The sequence below is a fragment of the Nitrosophilus alvini genome (genome assembly GCF_015100395.1).
Taxonomy (GTDB): Bacteria; Campylobacterota; Campylobacteria; order Campylobacterales; family Nitratiruptoraceae; genus Nitrosophilus; species Nitrosophilus alvini.
The window spans coordinates 1,305,407-1,324,471 of sequence record NZ_AP022847.1; the positions used below are offsets into that span (position 1 = coordinate 1,305,407).

General features: G+C 35.3%; 15 protein-coding genes and 3 tRNA genes. 10 read left to right on the forward strand and 8 right to left on the reverse strand.

Annotated features, from left to right (window positions below):
- Positions 1 to 9: 9 nt before the first annotated feature.
- From EPR_RS06685 to EPR_RS06695, 3 genes are all read left to right on the forward strand, one after another.
- Positions 10 to 85: transfer RNA gene (locus EPR_RS06685), tRNA-Glu, on the forward strand.
- A 5-nt stretch (positions 86 to 90) separates the two neighbouring features.
- Positions 91 to 166 (forward strand) — tRNA-Val (locus EPR_RS06690).
- Between the two features lie 9 nt (positions 167 to 175).
- Positions 176 to 252 (forward strand) — tRNA-Asp (locus EPR_RS06695).
- Here EPR_RS06695 and EPR_RS06700 read toward each other — a convergent pair.
- The 3 genes from EPR_RS06700 to EPR_RS06710 are packed head-to-tail and all read right to left on the reverse strand — an operon-like array spanning position 253 to position 3,537.
- Entirely contained in the window at positions 253 to 2,745 is a 2,493-nt protein-coding gene (locus tag EPR_RS06700) for a bifunctional diguanylate cyclase/phosphodiesterase (RefSeq protein WP_200762472.1), read from the reverse strand.
- Positions 2,746 to 2,752: 7 nt separating this feature from the next.
- Complete coding sequence (locus EPR_RS06705; protein ID WP_200762473.1) at positions 2,753 to 3,124, reverse strand: hypothetical protein; 372 nt, start codon at positions 3,122 to 3,124, stop codon at positions 2,753 to 2,755.
- Positions 3,124 to 3,537, reverse strand: coding sequence for an NUDIX domain-containing protein (locus EPR_RS06710; RefSeq protein WP_200762474.1), 414 nt, complete (start codon positions 3,535 to 3,537; stop codon positions 3,124 to 3,126). The genes EPR_RS06705 and EPR_RS06710 overlap by 1 nt, the downstream gene beginning before the upstream one ends.
- 171 nt (positions 3,538 to 3,708) lie before the next feature.
- On the opposite strand from EPR_RS06710, the gene EPR_RS06715 reads away from it, so the two are divergent.
- Positions 3,709 to 6,117, forward strand: a complete 2,409-nt coding sequence (locus EPR_RS06715; RefSeq protein WP_200762475.1) for a Lon protease family protein — start codon at positions 3,709 to 3,711, stop codon at positions 6,115 to 6,117.
- Here EPR_RS06715 and polX read toward each other — a convergent pair.
- The 3 genes from polX to EPR_RS06730 are packed head-to-tail and all read right to left on the reverse strand — an operon-like array spanning position 6,107 to position 10,125.
- Positions 6,107 to 7,825 carry a DNA polymerase/3'-5' exonuclease PolX gene (polX, locus tag EPR_RS06720; RefSeq protein ID WP_200762476.1) on the reverse strand — a complete coding sequence of 573 codons (1,719 nt, stop codon included), beginning with the start codon at positions 7,823 to 7,825 and terminating at the stop codon, positions 6,107 to 6,109. The two genes, EPR_RS06715 and polX, sit on opposite strands and share 11 nt — an antisense overlap.
- A 25-nt stretch (positions 7,826 to 7,850) precedes the next feature.
- On the reverse strand, positions 7,851 to 9,326 hold the full coding sequence (locus EPR_RS06725) for a phosphoethanolamine transferase (RefSeq protein WP_200762477.1): 1,476 nt from the start codon (positions 9,324 to 9,326) through the stop codon (positions 7,851 to 7,853).
- Positions 9,313 to 10,125: an SIR2 family NAD-dependent protein deacylase gene (locus EPR_RS06730; RefSeq protein WP_200762478.1), complete on the reverse strand. Its 813-nt coding sequence runs from the start codon at positions 10,123 to 10,125 to the stop codon at positions 9,313 to 9,315. The genes EPR_RS06725 and EPR_RS06730 overlap by 14 nt, the downstream gene beginning before the upstream one ends.
- A gap of 83 nt (positions 10,126 to 10,208) precedes the next feature.
- Between EPR_RS06730 and EPR_RS06735 the strand changes: the two genes are divergently transcribed.
- The gene (locus EPR_RS06735; protein WP_200762479.1) at positions 10,209 to 11,396 is read left to right on the forward strand and encodes a YfbR-like 5'-deoxynucleotidase; all 1,188 of its coding nucleotides are present in this window, start codon (positions 10,209 to 10,211) and stop codon (positions 11,394 to 11,396) included.
- Between the two features lie 8 nt (positions 11,397 to 11,404).
- Here the strand turns inward: EPR_RS06735 and EPR_RS06740 are convergent, their stop codons facing one another.
- Positions 11,405 to 11,782 carry a hypothetical protein gene (locus EPR_RS06740; protein ID WP_200762480.1) on the reverse strand — a complete coding sequence of 126 codons (378 nt, stop codon included), beginning with the start codon at positions 11,780 to 11,782 and terminating at the stop codon, positions 11,405 to 11,407.
- Between the two features lie 503 nt (positions 11,783 to 12,285).
- Here EPR_RS06740 and EPR_RS06745 point away from each other — a divergent pair.
- The 5 genes from EPR_RS06745 (at position 12,286) to EPR_RS06765 (ending at position 17,862) form a co-directional block, all read left to right on the forward strand.
- A complete protein-coding gene (locus EPR_RS06745) occupies positions 12,286 to 14,907 on the forward strand; it encodes a DEAD/DEAH box helicase (protein WP_200762481.1) in 2,622 nt (873 codons plus the stop codon).
- Positions 14,908 to 14,920: 13 nt separating this feature from the next.
- Complete coding sequence (locus EPR_RS06750) at positions 14,921 to 15,622, forward strand: hypothetical protein (RefSeq protein WP_200762482.1); 702 nt, start codon at positions 14,921 to 14,923, stop codon at positions 15,620 to 15,622.
- 306 nt (positions 15,623 to 15,928) lie between these two features.
- Positions 15,929 to 16,165: an antitoxin gene (locus tag EPR_RS06755; protein ID WP_200762483.1), complete on the forward strand. Its 237-nt coding sequence runs from the start codon at positions 15,929 to 15,931 to the stop codon at positions 16,163 to 16,165.
- Entirely contained in the window at positions 16,162 to 16,563 is a 402-nt protein-coding gene (vapC, locus tag EPR_RS06760) for a type II toxin-antitoxin system tRNA(fMet)-specific endonuclease VapC (protein ID WP_200762484.1), read from the forward strand. The genes EPR_RS06755 and vapC overlap by 4 nt, the downstream gene beginning before the upstream one ends.
- Before the next feature lie 189 nt (positions 16,564 to 16,752).
- Positions 16,753 to 17,862 carry an AAA family ATPase gene (locus EPR_RS06765; RefSeq protein WP_200762485.1) on the forward strand — a complete coding sequence of 370 codons (1,110 nt, stop codon included), beginning with the start codon at positions 16,753 to 16,755 and terminating at the stop codon, positions 17,860 to 17,862.
- 133 nt (positions 17,863 to 17,995) lie between these two features.
- Here the strand turns inward: EPR_RS06765 and EPR_RS06770 are convergent, their stop codons facing one another.
- The gene (locus EPR_RS06770; protein ID WP_200762486.1) at positions 17,996 to 18,727 is read right to left on the reverse strand and encodes an LEM-3-like GIY-YIG domain-containing protein; all 732 of its coding nucleotides are present in this window, start codon (positions 18,725 to 18,727) and stop codon (positions 17,996 to 17,998) included.
- Positions 18,728 to 19,065: the final 338 nt, after the last annotated feature.

Consider the following 19,065-nt stretch of genomic DNA (forward strand, 5'->3'; position numbering starts at 1 on the left):
AGCTAAACTGACCCCTTCATCTAGTGGCCAAGGATGCCACCCTTTCACGGTGGTCACAGGGGTTCAAATCCCCTAGGGGTCGCCATCGATGGTCGCTTAGCTCAGTTGGTAGAGCGCCACCCTTACAAGGTGGATGTCAGTGGTTCGAGTCCACTAGCGACCACCACTTTTATACGGAGCGGTAGTTCAGCTGGTTAGAATGCCGGCCTGTCACGCCGGAGGTCGCGGGTTCGAGTCCCGTCCGCTCCGCCATTATTTCTTCAGCATATCCGAAAACTTATCAAAATCAACAGGTTTACAATATAAAAATCCCTGACCCGCTTTGCAATTGCTATCTATTAGAAATTTTTCCTGCTCTTTTGTCTCTATTCCTTCCGCAACGACTTTTAGACCCATAGCATCTGCAAGAGCCAAAATAGCTTCTATTATAACTATGTCATTTTTACAGTAAGGGATTTCAGAAACGAAAACTCTGTCAATTTTCAGCGAAGTTACCGGCAGATTTTTCAAATAACTCAAAGATGAATATCCGGTGCCAAAATCATCTATAGATATCTCTATGCCCTTTTCTGTAAGTCCGTTCAGGGTGTCTATACATCTATCTATATTTTTCATGATGGATGTTTCGGTAACTTCAATAGTGATAGAGTTCTCCGAAATTTCATATCTGTTTGAATAGTCTGAAATTTTTTCCAAAATAGTACCGTCTGTAAGGTTTTTAACAGACATATTTACATTAATTTTTGGAGGGTTTATACCTCTTTTTTTCAATCTACGAAGATCATTGAAAACATTTTTAAGAACCAGGTCACCCAATTTGTGTATAACCCCCGATTTTTCCGCAAAGTCCAGAAAGTAAGCCGGCAACAAAACCCCTCTTTTTGGATGGTTCCATCTTACCAATGCTTCCACGGCTATAATTTTACCGGTTTTTAGATCAAAAATCGGCTGATAGTAAAGGGCAAACTCCTCTTTTTGCATGGCTACTCTCAAATCGTTATCCATTTTTACCCTGTCTATCGCCTCTTTTGTCATATCTTTTCTGTAAAATTCGTATCTGTTCCCTCCGGCCAGCTTTGCCTGATACATTGCGGTATCTGCATTTTTTATCAGTTCCTCTGCATTCTCTCCGTCATAAGGATAAACAGCTACGCCTATACTGCACCCCAAAACAAAAACCCTGTTACGGATACGAATCTGCTCATTTAAAATCTCTACAATAGTATTTGCCAGATCGGTGACCTCTTCGATATTTGATCTTTTAAAAGCTTTCATAGCGATGAACTCATCACCTCCGAATCTTGCCAGAAAATCGATTTCGGGTACAAGACTTTTGAGTTTTTTGCCCACTTTTTTTAAAATCTTGTCCCCGAGAATATGCCCGATAGTGTCATTTACATTTTTAAATCTGTCCAGATCTATATACATAACGGCAATATTTTCTGCGTTTTTATCAACATTTTTTATCGCTTCACTTAATTTTTGGTCAAAATAGACTCTGTTGGGAAGAGATGTCAGATAGTCAAAATATGCAAGTTTCTCCAGCTCTTTGCTTCTTACCCCTATCATATGAAAGAGCCCTTGTGCAATAAGACCAAATGGCCCTACATCTGGTATATTTACTTTTTCAAAACAGGGTCTTTTTTCCTCTTTTTCGCTCAAAGCAAGTATGGAGGAGCTGAAGTTGAGATAGTTGTAGTTTGATTTAGTCGAACAGAACTCACCCAGAGTAAAAAAACCGCTGAGTAATCCACATCTTCCAAGTTTTTCAAGTTCGTATCTGACAATCTTCTCAGGTAAAAAGAGCTTTCTTCCAAGGCAATAGTAGTTGAATATCACCTCAGCTGATCCAATTTCATTGTAAATATTTTCATCCAGTCTGTTTTGATGAATGATATTGTGTGGATTGGCGTATCCGATATATACTCTGTCACCCTTTTTTACATTTCCTGCAAGTATAAACGACTCTCCGTTTACACCTATAATACCTCTTGGCAGATAATCTCCATCTCTTTCTATAATAAAACTGAATGCAGAACCGATTCCTGGAAGTGCATCCGCAACCTCTTTGCCGAGATAGTGTTCAAATATCTTCTTCGGAGAAACACGTTCAACTGCATCAAGTCTGTTTCCCTCCGCTTTTGTAACCGTAAGTTTTCTGCCGAAGGGCTCCCACCCCAAAACGAAATTGTTGCAGACTCTTACTCTTTCACCGCTTACCGAAACTGCAACTGCACCGCACTGGGGTATCGAAGTATCAAATATTATAAAACTGTCTTTCCAGCTCTTTGTCGAAGCCGCTCCACCCACAATTTTCAGATCTCTGTTTTCACTGTATATTCCTTCAAGATACGCATCGCCATTTATCTTAGAATCGATAAATGTTATCAAAGCCTTACTGTCTGGTGAAACTTTCGATCCTATTTTTTTGCCCACTTCAAAACTGTCTTTGATGTCTGTTTCATAAAACATTTCCAAAGAGGCATTTTCAAATCCGCAAATACTCAAAAGTATCTTTTCTCCCTCCCCGATATCAGTGCCGCAGATGAAACTTTCGGCTGAAACACCTATAACTACGGAGTCGGGCAACACTCTTTTAACTTCTTCCAAAACTCTTTTTATAAAGTTTCTCTCTTCACTGGCCGCGAAAACCTGTATCAAAACGGCACTGAAATTCAGAAATTTTTCTAGATCTTTGCCGTCAATTCCGTCATTTTTACCGACTACAATATTTTTGCAATGCATCTAACCCTCATTTTTTTAGAGGTTCAAACTCTAAACTTTTTCCGAACTCTTCCATAAAACCGCCAAGAGTTGGTGACTCCTGCATAAAAGGTCTGAACTCTTTTTTATCGATATGGCATTTGAAACATTTTTTTACTGCTCTGTGTTCAGGAATATTGGATTTTACTAACTTGTTTTTATCGTGGCAATCAAAACAGTCAGCGCCGCACTCTCTTTGCGGTCCTGCATTCTCTTTGTGGCACTCTATACATCTTTTGAGTACTTTGTGATGGGGCTTATCGATAGACTTTTTCAATACGGGATGGCAGGCTATACAATCACCCGTACAGGCGAATGTATACAGACTCATAAACATAACTGCTATCAGTTTCACAATCATCACATCCCCTCTATAAAATCATGCAAAATTTCGGCATGATCAAAGACTAGTCTCTCAAACGGAATCTCTTCAAGAGCATATATTTTCGCCTCTTTGGCATCATCCATTCCCACAGGTTCCCCTGTCGCTCTGCATACAAAAACACATGAGGCCGTATGAAATCTCGGATCTCTTCGGGGATCCGAATATACCCCCAGAAGCTTTATTATCTCCACTTCAAGAGATGTCTCTTCCTTCATCTCTCTTTTCAAAGCATCTTCCACTCTCTCGCCTACATCCACAAATCCGCCGGGCAGAGCGAGTCCCAGAGGCTCATTTTTCCTCTCTATCAATACAATTCCTCTGAAACGATCTTTTTCATCGAAGATTTTTATGATTCCGTCAACTGTTAGATAGGGTGTCTTTATCGCCACTTAAAACCCTTTTTATTTTGATCTTTTTCACTTTTATTATAGATTATATACCATCCGTACAAAATAAAACTTAAGATTTTTCACCAACTTTTTCGAAACAGAAAAGAAAAACCATGTATAATATATTAATTGCCTTATTTTACGGCTTTTTTACAAAATGAGGAGTTTTACATGGATATAAAGCCACTAGGATATGAAAATATATATCACGGATGCGATCCTGAAATATTTGATTTTGAAACCACACAGGAGGTCGAGACTCTCGTAAAGGTAGCCGGGCAAGAAAGAGCCCTGGAAGCGATAGATTTCGGTATCGGCATCGATGGAACCGGATATAACCTTTATGTTATGGGTCCTACAGGTCTCGGGAAACATGAGATAATCAACAGAATACTCAAAAGCAGAGCAAAAGAGCAGAAAACACCTGAAGATATCTGCTATGTAAACAACTTCGACACACCAAACAAACCCTGGGCGATACTTCTTCCGCCAGGAATGGGAAAAGAGTTCAAAAAAGATATGAAAAAACTTGTAGACTCACTCAAAACTGTCATTCCCGCAGCTTTTGAGAGTGAAGAGTATCAGTCTAAAAGAAAGATAATCGAAGATGAATTCAGACAGAAAAACGAAGAGGCATACAAAATCCTCTCCAAAGAGGCCGAAGCCCTAGGTATAGCTTTGGTAAGAACTCCGCAGGGTATCATTTTTGCACCCCGCAAGGAAAACGGCGAGATAATGACACCCGAAGAGTTCCAGCAGCTTCCGGAAGAGATAAAAGAGGATCTGAAAAAAAAAGTGGAATATTTGCAGGACAAACTCGAAGAGATCATAAGACAGATCACTATTTGGAAAAAAGAGGGAAACGAAAAATTAAAAGAGCTGAATAAACAGATAACGAACGTAGCCGCTGGAAATCTGCTAGAAACCCTACTGGAAAAATATGCCGATTTCGAAAAGGTCTGCAAATATCTCAAAAGAGTGGAAAAAGATGTGATAGAAAACGTGAGCGATTTTCTTTTCAAAGAAGACCTCTATCCTCCTGTACCCTATCTTCCTATCTTTAAACCCTCTTTCAAAAGATATGAAGTGAATCTGCTCGTAGGACACAAAGAAGATGAAGGCGTACCCGTAATATACGAAGATCATCCCACATACGAAAACATAGTCGGGCGTATAGAGCATATAGCACAGATGGGAATGCTGATAACAGACTTCACGCTCATCAAGCCGGGAGCACTTCATAAAGCTCTGGGAGGATACCTCATTATAGATGCGAGAAAAATCCTCACAAACTATTTCGCATGGGATTCGCTAAAAAGAGCGCTTTTCGCAAAAAAGATAAAAATCGTTCCGGGCGAAAAGATGATCGGCCTTATCAGTACACTTACACTCGAACCCGAACCGATCGAACTCAATATAAAAATCGTTCTTGTCGGAGAAAGGATTCTCTACTATCTTCTATACGATCTAGATCCGGATTTCAGAGAGCTTTTCAAGGTAATAGCCGATTTTGACGAGGTTATCCATAAAGATGAAAACAATCTCCAGCTCTATGCGAAAATAATCGCCGCTCTTGCCAAAAAGGAGAAAATTTTGCCTCTGACCAGAAAAGCTGTAGCAAAAACGATAGACATAAGCTCAAGAATGGCAGAGGATTCTAAAAAACTCTCAATGGAGATAAAACCGCTGACAAGTCTTCTCAAAGAGGCAGACTATATAGCCCGCAAAAAAGGTTCAGATACAATCGACAGTGAAGATATAAAAGAGGCTGTAAAAAGTCAGAAAAAAAGAGCGGCCAGACTCAAAGAGAGAGTCTACGAGGAGATAGGCAGAGATACGATACATATAAAAACAACAGGAGAAAAAACAGGACAGATAAACGGTCTTTCCGTCATAGAACTGGGTACGGCGAGTTTCGGCAGGCCTGTTCGTATAACGGCAGTTACGAGATTTGGAAAAGGCGAAGTTGTCGATATTCAAAGAGAGGTCAAACTAGGAGACCCCATTCACTCCAAAGGGGTTATGACTCTGGCAGGATTTCTAAAAGGCAGATATGTTCCGGACATTCCACTCTCTCTTTCCGCTTCGCTGGTTTTCGAACAGACATACAGCAGCGTTGAAGGAGACAGTGCATCTTTGGCCGAGACATGCGCTCTTCTTTCATCTCTTTCAAATCTCCCCATTAAACAGAACATAGCCGTAACCGGCTCCATCAGCCAAAAAGGTGAAGTTCAGGCAGTGGGCGGTGTAAATCACAAAATCGAAGGTTTTTTTGAGGTCTGCAAACTGAAAGGTTTCGAAAAAGAGCAAGGTGTCATAATCCCAAAATCGAACATAGACCATCTTATGCTTGATGATGATGTACTAGATGCGATCAAAAAAGGCAAATTTTTCATATATGCCGTTGAAAGCGTAGATGAAGCCATGGAGATACTCACCGGCAAAGAAGCAGGAGAAAGAGATGCAGAGGGCAAATTTCCGAAAGATAGCGTTAATCGTCTTGTAGAAGAGAGACTTGTAGAGTTTTTCGAAAAAGCGAAAAAAATAATGAAAGAGGAGAGAAAAAAATCTACCTCTTAAGCGCTTTTTTCATCTCTTTCAAAGGAAGTGTATTTATCACATCGGCAGCTTCCAGCCAGCCTCTTCTGGCCTGATTTATACCGTATCTCATATAATTCAGAGAAAAGGTATTGTGAGCGTCAGTGGTTATTGCAAGCTTTACACCCATCTCTTTGGCCATTTTTGAATATACGTCGTTGAGATCAAGTCTCTCCGGCTGGCCATTGAGTTCCATAACACAGCCTCTCTCTTTTGCAGATTCGAGAAGTTTCTGCATATCCACCTCATAAGCCTCCCTTTCTCCTATGAGCCTTCCCGTTGGATGCGCTACGATATCTACATAGGGATTGTCCATGGCTTTCAAAATTCTTGCAGTCTGTTTTTCGGAACTCAGCTTGAATTTGAAATGGACGGCAGCTACGACAATATCCAGCTCTTTTAGTACGGAATCAGGCAGATCGAGCGTGCCGTCTTCAAGAATGTCCACTTCTATCCCTTTGAGTACGGTTATACCATCCAGTTCTTCGTTTAGTCTGTCGATCTCCTCCATCTGCACTCTCAGCCTCTTCTCATCAAGACCATTTGCAACAGTAAGATGCTTCGAATGATCTGTTATCGCTATATATTCGTATCCTAGATCCTTAGCCGCTTTAGCCATCTGAGCGATAGTATGTTTTCCGTCTGTGTATTTAGTATGAACATGCAGATCGCCTCTGATATCCTCAAGTCTTATCAGTTTTGGCAGTCTGTTTTCATATGCGGCTTCTATCTCACCTCTGTTCTCCCTGAGCTCAGGTTCTATATATGGAAGTCCCACTGTCTTATAGACCTCCTCTTCCGTCAGACCGGCTATCCTCTCTGCACCTTTGAAGACACCGTATTCGTTTATTTTCAGACCTTTTTTGACCGCTATTGATCTGATTGCGATATTATGCGCTTTTGAGCCTGTAAAGTAATGAAGCGCAGATCCGTAACTCTCTTTGGCCACTGACCGCAGATCTACCTGAATATCGGATTTCAGTATCACAGTGGATCTGGTTGGCCCCTTGGAAATCACCTCTTTTATACCATCAAATTTTATAAAGTGATCACTCACCTCTTCCCAGTCCTTGGCGGTAACCAGGATATCCAGATCCCCCACAGTCTCTTTTTTTCTTCTGAAACTTCCTGCTACTTCGATATTTATCACACCTTTTATACTCTTTATATATTTTACAAGTTCGTTGGCATAATACTCTGCGACTGCCCACTTAAACCTTTTACCCTCTTTTTTGGCAAGCTTTATCCCTTTAAGGATTTTCTCTATGAGTTTAGGTCCAAATCCGGGAAGTTTTTCTATCTCACCACTCTCTGCCGCTTTTCTTAGATCTTCCAAAGACTCTATGTGAAGATTTTCGTATAAAACTTTTATTCTTTTGGGACCGAGCCCCTCGATGGATAGCATCTCTACAAGATGTGAAGGTATCTCTTTTTCAAGTTCTTCAAGTTTTTTCAATCTTCCTGTTGTAACTATCTCTTTTATATATTCAGATATATCGTGTCCTACACCCGGCAATTTTGTCAGGTCATATCCCTCTTCAACCAGCTGTGCAAGACTCTTTCCTATATTTTCAACAGTCCTTGCCGCATTTCTGTAGGCTCTGACTTTGAAAGGATTTTCTCCTTTTATTTCAAGTAAATCTGCTACTTTATTGAAAATCGCCGCAATATCGGCATTGGTCACTGCCATAACTCCACCTCTTTTGGGTTTAAGTCTAATCGATTATAACATTTTCAAGTTTTATATACCCGTCCTCTCCCGTTATCATAGTACCGTTTACATATATATCGGTCAATTTCGGACTGAAAGAGGATGAGTAGCCAAGATAATAGAGTATCAATTCGGAAATATTGTAATGCGTCATGAAATGAGCGTTTTCAATCTCTTTGAGAGCTTTGTCTTCCAAATTCTTAGTATAAAAAACGAAAGGTACAGAATATACCTCCTTTTCAAAACAGTTGTGTCCCCATCTGCTTTTTTCTCCCAACATTTCTCCATGGTCGGAGGTGAATATAAAAACAGTAGGTCTTTTCGCAAAATTTTCTATATATTTTATTATCTCGCTGATTACATAATCTGTATAAAGTACTGAATTGTCGTATCTGCCAAGCACATCTTCTGAAAACCTCCCAAACTCCTCGGGATAGTATCTATATGGTGAATGCTGTCCGCTCATCTGCAGCACAACAAAGCTTTTTTTGTTTAAATCCATACTTTTAAACTCCTCCAAAAGCTTCCCGTCCATCATTCCGAATTTGCAACCATCCGACATATCTTCACATGTTTTGAAAACATCTATAAATCTCATACCGATAAACTTTTTCATATACTTTATTACCCGCTGTGACTGCGAAGAGATAAAATACGTTCTGTAGCCGTTTTTCTTTGCAAGCCTGAAAAGATTGCGGGAAAACAGCCTGATATTTCTCAGCTGCTTTGGATTTTCAATAGGATTTAAAAGCAGCGGAACACTCACATCGGTACTTGTTGCATACGATATACAAGGTTTATAGATAAAATTTTCTTTATTTTTCAGTCTGTCAAGGCCGGGGGTTGTGTCTTTTTCATAACCAAAAAGTCTCATCTTTGAATATCTTAAACTCTCACCTATAACAAGAATGATATTGGCTTCTCCCTCTTTGAGTGCTTCTATATCTGAAAAAAAATTTGTCTGATACGGAGCTTCTTTTTCTATCAGCGCGTAATCTTTCAAACTCGAAGCCAAAAGAAAAACCGAGTAATTTTTAAAATTTCCCCCAAGAATTATAAAAATAACGGAGATAAGAGCTAGCTTTCCCATACGATGTTTCTTGAGTTTTTTGCCTAGTGTCGCAAAAGCGAAAATCATAGCCGCAAAAAACAACCCGCTTACAACAAACGCTTTTAAAAAAACAGCTCTTCTGTCGAAAAAAGTATCGAATGTCTCTGTAGTATGCCTTGTGAAAAGCACAATATCGTTTATAGTTATACTCCTGCCATAGTAAGAATAGAAGAGATATCCGACAAACGAGAAAAGAAAAATGGTTATCAAAAAAACAAAAAGTGAATATCTATGCATATAACTGGCACATAAAATTAGCAAAAAGAGTAAAAATATCTCTTTTTGAAATATAGTTCCAAATATCAGATAATCTGCAACAAGAAAAAGTAAAACACTAGTCAGTGAAAAAAGGATATTATAAAAGTTCATAGATTTTCGAAATCGCCGACTTCGCTCCCTCTTTTATGCTTATAGTCTCTTCCGGCCCCTCATAATCTCTTGGATTTATCCTGATCAATGGCGCACTGTACATTTTAGATACTCTCTCGCTCAGCATCCTCACTGTTGCTACGGCAGTTCCGGCACCAATCTCTATTATCACCAAAGATTTCACTTTTTGCAAAAATTCGTTGAACCTCTCCGCCTGCATATCGGTTCTGTCCGATACCCAGTTCCAGTCACCGAACATCAGTATATTTGGCCTCGCCACATCACCGCAGTATCTGCAGTAGGGAAGCGGATCAAGGGCCCTGAATTTCTCTTCATCGATCCTTACTTCAACATCTTCAGCACTCCAGATATTATCGCAGCAGGGATGTATACACTGCAGATGGTGAATCGATCCGTGACACTCTTCTATTTTGTATCTGTCAAAACCTGCCTTTTGAAACTGTCCGTCCACATTGGAGGTAAATACGAAATAGTCCTTTTTGCTTTTTGCAATACTTAGGAGTTTGTAAAAACCTTCATGCGGTTCAGTTTTTCTGTAAAGATTTAGTCTGTGTCCGTAAAAAGCCCATGCAAGATGAGGATCATCGAAAAACCAGGTGGGATTTGCCATCTCTTCAAAAGAGACACCGAGTCTCGCTATCGGCGGGTATGCCCGCCAAAACCCCTCTTTGCCTCTGAAATCGGGCAGTCCGCTGTCCACTCCCATACCCGCGCCGGCAGTGATGAGCAGATATTCGGCTCTTTTTATCTCTTCGGCTGCTTTTACGATACTCTCCATGCCAGACCCCTCTTTCCATGCTCTTGAAATATTATAGCAAATCGCATACTATATGCTAAAATAGCAAAAAAACAGGACCGAATATGCTAAATTCCAGACTTATAAACCTTCTCTTTTCCACAGCGAGCATAGACAGATGGAACGACCAGATAAGGCCGGTCGATTTTGTAGAACTGGATAAACAGTCGCATAAAATGATAATCGCCTGGCTGCTCGCACGCATAGAAGAGACGGAAAACGGTACAGAAATAGACTGGGTAAAACTTGTGGACTTCGCTATATCTGAGTTCATGTACAGAGCGGTAGTGACGGATCTCAAGCCGCCTGTTTTCCACTTTCTGCTCAAACACAAAAAAGAGGAGATAGGAAAATACGCAAAAGAGACACTTTTTCCCCTTCTTGACCAAAAACTGCAGCAAAAGTTCGAAGATTACCTCTCAACTGACAGTTCTCTCATAGAAAGAAGGATCATAGATGCTGCACACTATCTGGCGAGCAGGTGGGAATTTGGCATCATATACCACTTCTATCCCAAAGCTGCAGGAGTCGAAGAGATAAGAGAAAAGATAGAGTCCGAAGTAGAAGACCATCTCGACCTTACAGGTGTCAGACGCCTGGAGCTTGGCATAAAGAGTAAAAATTTCCTGGAAATCTGCGCCATGCTTAGATTTCAGAAAAGATGGGCAAAAACTCCCAGAATTCCTCAGACATCCGTTTTGGGACATATGTTTTTCGTAGCGGTCATCACCTACTTTTTCAGTATCGAATACGGAGCATGCGACAGAAAAATCTACAACAACTTTTTTACCGCCCTATTCCACGACCTCCCCGAAGCTCTTACAAGAGATATCATAAGTCCCGTAAAATATGGAGTCAAAGGGCTTGACGAGATACTAAAAGAGTATGAACAAAACCTTATAGAAGAAAAACTCCTTCCTCTTCTGCCGCCCTATCTCAGAGACGAAATGAGATACTTCATAGCAGACGAATTCTCAAATAGAGTTATGATAGATGGCAAAGTCAAAAAGATAAAAGACGAAGAAGAGATGATAAAAACCTACAACAAAGACCTGTTCGATCCCATAGACGGCTCTTTGATAAAAGTGGCCGACCATCTTGGAGCTTACATTGAAGCCGTATCCTCCATAAACAACGGCATAAAACCCAAAAATCTCATAAATGCAAAAAATGACCTTCTAAAAAAATACAAAAATAGAAAAATCTTCGGGATAGATGTCTACAATATATTAGAAAAACTGGAAGATATGTAGGGTTTCATTTATTTTATTATACATTCTCCATAGTATTGTGATGGAACAATTTTTCCAAGCATAGCAGTATGTCTACTATGAACGGCTTTACCATTAGCAATAATTGTAGTAGTCATTACATTTTTCCAGCTTGTAACTTCTATAAATGTGACACTCTTTTCTATTTCATTGTATACTAATATTACATCGCTTAGACCATTATTCCCCTCCTGATAGGACTTTCCAGTCTGAATGTCAACTTTAAATTTTAGATAAAAGTTTTCTGCCTTATGTAAACCATCTTCAGTTGCATATTTTGAAAATCTACAATCATAGTTAATAACCTTATCATTTGCAAACAAGAATGCGCTTAAGAGTATTGCCATAAAAAATACTTTTGTTTTCATATCTCACCTTTCTTTTAGAAAATGTATAAACTTTTTTCCAACAAATAAATTTTTTTACTTTTACCGTAGACAAGGCCAAGTTATTTTATCTGCCCCTATTTGCTATAGTGTAGCATTTTGTATATTATGACTTGGAAAAACTATGATTTTGTTTACTTACAATAGACTTATGCCATATTTACATAATTTACATACAGATTTTCAATTCTATCAAAGAGTAGAAAATAGAAGCGAGATATTGTGGTTATAGATATAAGAAAGTTATAGTCAAGAAGAAATTTAATAATTATGTTTGTGTTCGAGCGTAACGACAAAGAAATCAGTTCGATTAAATGGTCCTTAGTTTATCATCCAGAGAGTTATATTTTCTGCTTTTTATTATTTATCTGATGGGGATTATGGGGCTTTATTAAAGCATTGTTTTTTAAATTTTAATAAATTAATATTACTATAATTTTATTTTAATTAAAATATTTTAAAATTAAGATTGTTGGAACGATGTTATGGAAAAGTTTTTTTATTTAAATGACGATTGGAAAATCGTTAGAAAATTAGTTAAAGAACCTAAGGAAGGAAGATTTTTTAGTATAGATGACTTAAATCTTAGTAATGAAACAAAGCAATATTTAAATAAAAATTTTTCTAAAGGAATATATGGTCATCAAAAGAAAGCTATTGAATTATTTAAAAAAAATCAAAATATATGCGTAACTACCTCTACTGCTTCGGGTAAATCTTTAATATTTCAAGTTTGTTCTCTTGAAACAATTAACAAAAATTTTAATAGTAAGGTTATGGCTATTTATCCTTTAAAAGCTCTTTCTCATGAGCAATATGAGAAATTTTTAAAAATCAATAAGAATTTAAAAGTTGGTCGTATAGATGGTTCGGTTGATATGTCTGAACGAATTAAAATATTAAAAAACTCAGATATTATAATTTTTACTCCAGATGTAATTCATGCATGGTTATTGGATAATTTAGCAGATAAAAATATCATTAAATTTTTTGAAAATCTCGATTTAATCATTATTGATGAAGCTCATCTATATTCAGGAGTGTTTGGTAGTAATAGTGCTTATGTTTTTCGAAGAATAAATCATATAGTATATCTTTTAAAAAATATAACACCTCAATATATTGCTGCTTCAGCAACGGTAAAAGATCCCAAACAACATTTAAAAACATTATGTGGAATAGATTTTGAAATAATAAATGAAAAATTTGATACATCACCAGAATACGAAAAAGAAATATTGTTAGTTGAAAAATCTCCAACCAAGGACTTATTGAGTGCATTGAGTGAAGTATTTACCTATATCATAAAAGAAACCGATAAAAACTTTATTACATTTGTTGATAGTAGAAAACAAACAGAATATATTGCAACAATAAGTTCTAGAACACTATTAGAAAAAAAGGCTGAAGAAGAAAATACCAATGAAGCGTTAGAAGAAATGATTGAAAAAGACAACTCAGTTTGTCCTTATAGATCTGGTTATGAAGAAGAGGATAGAAATATCATTCAAGAAAAACTTAATAATGGTATTTTAAGAGGTATTGTAAGTACAAGTGCTTTGGAAGCAGGTATAGATGTACCTTATTTAGATATTGTGATATTAGTTGGTATCCCAAACTCTGCAACGAGTTTATATCAAAGAATAGGAAGAGTAGGTAGACAAAAAAAAGGTACAATCATAGTTATTAATGATGGTTCCCCTATCAGCAATGCAGTTTTCTCTAATAAAATAAATTTTTTCGAAATTCCATTACAAGAGAGTGCTTTATATTTAGAAAATCATAGAATTCAATATATTCATGTATTATGTTTAGCAAGGGAAAATGGTGAACATGATCAAGTTTGTCAGTCAATAAAATGTGAAAAAAAAGTTTATGAAACTAAAATAGATTTTCCTCAATCATTTATAGAGTTTTGTAAAAAAGAGATAACAGGTGAAATATCAACTGAATTTCAAATGATGAAATCTCAATGTGGTGATGACCCTAATCATTTTTTTCCTCTAAGAGATATTGATATTCAATATAAAGTAGTTTATAAATCTGGTCCAAATATAAAATATTTAGGAACATTATCCTATTCGCAAATTATGAGAGAAGCATATCCAGGAGCAGTTTATTATTATTACAAAAAGCCTTATAGAGTTTATAATATTGATCATAATAAAAAAATAGTAGAAGTAAGAAAAGAGAAATATTATACAACTCAACCAATAATGTTTGATCCTATTATTAGACCAAATTTTTCAAATGAAAGCATATTGAATGCTGTTAAAATTGATGACATTTATATAATAGAAACAGTTTTACAAATAAGCGAACTAATAAGTGGTTTTAATGAGAAGCGTGGGCCAAATAAATTAGAATTTGATTATCCATTAAAAGGTAAAAATAGTCTATATTATAAGAAAAAATATTTTGCAAGAAATTATTTTACTACCGGAATAATTATAATTAATAAAAATTTTAATAAATTTAATAATAAGGAGTTACATTATTTGAATTTATTGTTATATGAAGCATTTAAAATTACTGTTCCTTTTGAAAGTCGTGATATAGATTTTGGAATAGATAAATCAAGAGTCAATAAAGATTTTATTACTGAAAATGATAAATTTTTAAGTATTTATGATCAAACATATGGCAGTTTACGCCTCTCCAGTAAATTTATACAACAAGAAAATATTGAAAATATAGCTAATTATGCTATTTATCTTTATAATGAGCAAAAATCCGAAAACTATTACCCGAAAATAGAAAAATTTTTAAATTATTTTTATTTAAAAATAACAGATAGTGAAATTAAGCCTTTAAATTTTTCAGAATTTGATGAAGAAATATCTATTAATGATGATAGTCTCATAAAAATTTTACTTCCGGGTTCCAAAGGATTGAATATAAAAATGAGTAATGAAATTTTTCAAATTAGTGACATAGCTTATACAAGACATGGTGTAATGTACAGAGGAAAATATCCTGATCACACTAATCCAAGAGAAAGAAATATTATTTTTAGTGTTCCAATAGAAAATATAGAGCCAATTCCTGGTGAATCAAATTGGGGATATTTTAATATTGATACTGGTGAAATAATAGAAAACAATTAATACGGGATAAAATATGTTATGTATAACAAGCAGTAAAGTATTAGATATAAAATTGGAATCTTTACTAATTAATGATATGTTTAGAAATAATGGGAATGACAAACTAAATTATGATTTTATTCCTTTTGAAAAAAGACAACTCCAATCTGTAAAATTAATAAAACTTTATTTTTTGCATAGAGGAAGAAATGCTTGGTATGGTACTTGGACAAGACACTTTATACCTGACATGTCATTATACAAATCTTTAGAAGAAGCTCAAAAAAGTGCTGAGGACATAAGAAAACAAGGAAATGTTTTTTATATTGAAGAATTACCTGCTATTCTTTTTGAGTTTGAAGACAATGTAGGTATGATTGTTACGCAAATTAATACAGAAACTCCATTATCAGAATTTGATTTTAAAAAATTAAATAATTTTATTGAAACGAAGATAAATATTAAAGATGATATTAGAGGTGAAAATATTGAATTTATATTTAACCACAAAGGAGAATACTGGAAAGCAATACCAGATAATAAGGATTCTTTAATAACTATTTTTATTGAATCTACAAAAAATTTTGAACTTCTTAAAACTACTCCATTAAAAGGATGGAAAAGTAAATCTATTGGAAAAGATTACTTTCTTCAATGGAATAAATTTGATGATTATAAAATTTCTCAAACTTACATAAGAAAAATATATAAAATATTTGGAAACTTTAATTTATAAATCTGAATATAGTTTACACTCAAGTTCTTAATTTTAAGATAGACTTCTCCATGTAAGAGAACATAAAAGAAAAAGTCTATTCATAAGAAATAATAGCGAAATTTTCAGAAAAGTTCTAAAAGAATAATAGTATTGTAAACGATAAGCCATTCAGCCATTTTTTTATTAAATTCATGGATATTACAAGACACATATACATGGAAAATGAACTTATTAAAAAGAGAGTGGATATGAAGTGAATTTTCGAACTTGACACTCAACATCATATAGTATATACTATATGATATATATTATAAAGGAGTTCTCATGACAGCAACAGCAAAACTTTTTAAAAACGGACAAAGCCAAGCGGTCAGACTTCCAAAAGAGTTCAGGTTTGAAAATCAAAATGAAGTGTTTGTAAAAAAATATAAAAAAGGCATATTGCTCATTCCAAAAACAAAAGATATTTGGGATGTTATGATTAGAAGCCTTGATGAATTTAGCGAGGATTTTCTAAAAGAAAGAACACAACCTGAGCAAAAAAGAGAGGAACTATTTTGAAAAAGAGAATGTTAGATACCAATATCTGTATCTATATTATAAAAAACAGACCGACAACTGTTTTGAAAAAATTCAAAGATTTTAATATAGGAGATTTGGCAATTTCATGTATAACTGTGTCTGAACTCTATTATGGAGCTTATAAAAGTAAATATACGGAAAAAAATCTAAAAGCTCTTGAGGATTTCCTTTATCCTTTTGATATTATCGAATTTGACGAAAACGCCGCCGTTGAATATGGGAAAATAAGAGCCTCATTAGAAAAAAAAGGACTAATCATAGGTGGGCTTGATATGTTGATTGCAGCAAGTGCAAAATCCCAAGGAATGGTGCTTGTGACAAACAACACTAAAGAGTTTAGCAGGATTGACAATCTAAAAATTGAAAACTGGGTATAAACTGTTTTTACCAAATAAAAGATAATTCTATTTTACATAATTTCTCTCGGTTCAATCTAAACAATTATGCTAAATTTACTCGGTATAGTGAATAAAAACTGGTAAAACTATCATTATAGTTTTTTATGTTAAATACATAAAATACTTTATGCTATAATTGTTATGTAAAAAACGTAAAAGGAGCTCTGCTTGAACAATCCATTCTATTATGGCGGTGTTGTAAGTGATATCTTTTTTTGCAACAGATCCGATGAAATAAAAGAGTTAAAACAGGATATCATTAATGGTCAAAATATACTGATATATGCTCCAAGAAGATTCGGAAAAACATCTTTGATACTAAAAACTTTAAAAGAGCTGGAGAGTGATAGCAGGGATTTTAAATATATTTTTGTGGATCTTATGAGTATTACTTCCAAAGAGGAGTTTATCAACATATATTTTAATGCGATTGCAAACTCTTTCGAAACATCTTCAGATAAAATCGTGAGATTTTTCAAGCAGGTTCTAAAAATAAGGCCCAATATCAAAATCGTATTTGACGAATATGGCCATACAAAATTTTCGCTGGAATTTTTCAAGAAAGATACTATGGATGTTTTGGAGGAAGTTTTAAATATTCCGCTGAAATATTCTGAAAAACAGAAACTGTGCATAGTTTTTGACGAGTTCCAGGAAATTGAGAATATAGGTATAGAAGCAAAATTAAGAAGCGTGATACAGCATCATACCAATAAGCTCTCTTATGTGTTTCTGGGCTCGAAAAAATCTATACTTGATCAAATGTTCAAAAACAAAAACCGACCCTTTTATAAATCTGTCAAACATTTCAGCATAGGAGAGATAAAAAGCGAAGAATGGGAAGATTTTATCTTTTCAAAATTTATTGAAACAGAAAAACAGATCCAAAAAGTGTATATAAAAAAGATTTTGGATATTACAAAAGGATTTCCATACTATACTCAGCAGTTTGCCTATGAGTTATGGAACCTGACGGAAAAAAACGTAGATGATGAAATTTTTGAAAAGTCCAAAAGAATGCTGCTTAACAGAGAAAAAGAGATATTTTTGACAGAATGGGACAATCTGACACTAAACCAGAAAAAGGCGATAAAAATAGTTGTAGAAACCGGCGGTAAAAATATATACGATGAAGAGCTTCTCGCAAAATATGAAATCAAAGCCTCATCCCTTCAAACCGCCATTAAAAATCTGATACAAAAAGATGTAATAGACAAAAAAGAGACTTATTATCTGCAAGATCCCCTGTTTGAGTATTGGATTGAAGAAAGTTTTTGACGTTAATTGGAGTTCTGAGGATATGTCATACAGAAAATTCTGTATTGTTTGGACTAATGAAGTCAACCTTAAGTTGCCGGCACAGAGTATAAAAGAAACGACCAACTGCAAAAGAAATTAATACATTTAATTCTTACCAAGTATATTTAATAGGATTTGATGCTCCTTTTTTCCTAAATTCGTCAGGGATTCTTTTTCCTTTATACAACTTTTGAATATCCAAAGGTGCCTCAGACCCATAAAAACCATATCGACCTTCAACTGTCTCCCGACCTGGAAAATTCTCTGCTGTAGCTTCTAACCACTTTTCAGCGACAAAAGCGCCAACAATCAACCCTTGCATTACAGGAAGAATTACTTCTGCTTTTTCAGCCTTGCTTTTGTTAAGACGCCAAGCATATCTGGTTGCTTCATATAACGAAGAATCTAAAGCACTTCTATTTATATTAATAAGCAACGCTTTATGTTGAAATTCAGCGACTTCAGCACAATATTTCTTAATTATTTCACTTGAATGCATGACACCAAATTCATTGTTGCCATGACCATCCATAATATTAGTAATACCAGGATAGGCGTCAATAAGTGCAGCTTCTACTTCAAAAGCAACACTCTCAGTTAATCCGTGTCGATGTATGACATGAGCAACTTCAAAGCCGGCTAACTTAATTTCTCTTATTCTCGCCATTTTTTCTGTTAAAGAGTCGCCTTCAATATCTCCTCGAATATGAGAAAAAACACGATTTCCCTTTCCTTTACCTATATAAAATGTTTCACCGTTTCTTGGATCAATTAATCTATAAACGTAATATTGTAGTTTATCTATAACTTCCGGCGGAAACGAATCTATCCTGTTTTCTGACACGGTAACTCCTTAAGCATATACCAGGGTCTAAAAGCAATTCCCGAATATATATTTTATTTGATTATCTTGCCTTGTTTTCATTATTATAGAAAATTATATCGATATAAAACTTAATATTGTTTTTTTCAGATGAAATTACAAACAAAAATATTCATTAATTTTATTTTGTTCAATCTCTCTATCTTTTCATTTTTCCATATCTATCAATATCATATTTGTTTACTATGTATGGTAGAAAAAAGCAATAAAATGCCACATCTGCTTTTCCATGTTACAAAGAATGGAAATGAAGAGTTAATTTAATTTAAATGAAAATTCAATAAGATTTTATAAAACAG

Excerpts from the sequence above, each read along its gene's own strand:
- EPR_RS06700 (WP_200762472.1), bottom strand. The coding sequence starts at position 2,745 with ATGCATTGCAAAAATATTGTAGTCGGTAAAAATGACGGAATTGACGGC.
- EPR_RS06705 (WP_200762473.1), bottom strand. The coding sequence starts at position 3,124 with ATGATTGTGAAACTGATAGCAGTTATGTTTATGAGTCTGTATACATTC.
- EPR_RS06715 (WP_200762475.1), top strand. The coding sequence starts at position 3,709 with ATGGATATAAAGCCACTAGGATATGAAAATATATATCACGGATGCGAT.
- polX (WP_200762476.1), bottom strand. The coding sequence starts at position 7,825 with ATGGCAGTGACCAATGCCGATATTGCGGCGATTTTCAATAAAGTAGCA.
- EPR_RS06725 (WP_200762477.1), bottom strand. The coding sequence starts at position 9,326 with ATGAACTTTTATAATATCCTTTTTTCACTGACTAGTGTTTTACTTTTT.
- EPR_RS06730 (WP_200762478.1), bottom strand. The coding sequence starts at position 10,125 with ATGGAGAGTATCGTAAAAGCAGCCGAAGAGATAAAAAGAGCCGAATAT.
- EPR_RS06735 (WP_200762479.1), top strand. The coding sequence starts at position 10,209 with ATGCTAAATTCCAGACTTATAAACCTTCTCTTTTCCACAGCGAGCATA.
- EPR_RS06740 (WP_200762480.1), bottom strand. The coding sequence starts at position 11,782 with ATGAAAACAAAAGTATTTTTTATGGCAATACTCTTAAGCGCATTCTTG.
- EPR_RS06745 (WP_200762481.1), top strand. The coding sequence starts at position 12,286 with ATGGAAAAGTTTTTTTATTTAAATGACGATTGGAAAATCGTTAGAAAA.
- EPR_RS06750 (WP_200762482.1), top strand. The coding sequence starts at position 14,921 with ATGTTATGTATAACAAGCAGTAAAGTATTAGATATAAAATTGGAATCT.
- EPR_RS06755 (WP_200762483.1), top strand. The coding sequence starts at position 15,929 with ATGACAGCAACAGCAAAACTTTTTAAAAACGGACAAAGCCAAGCGGTC.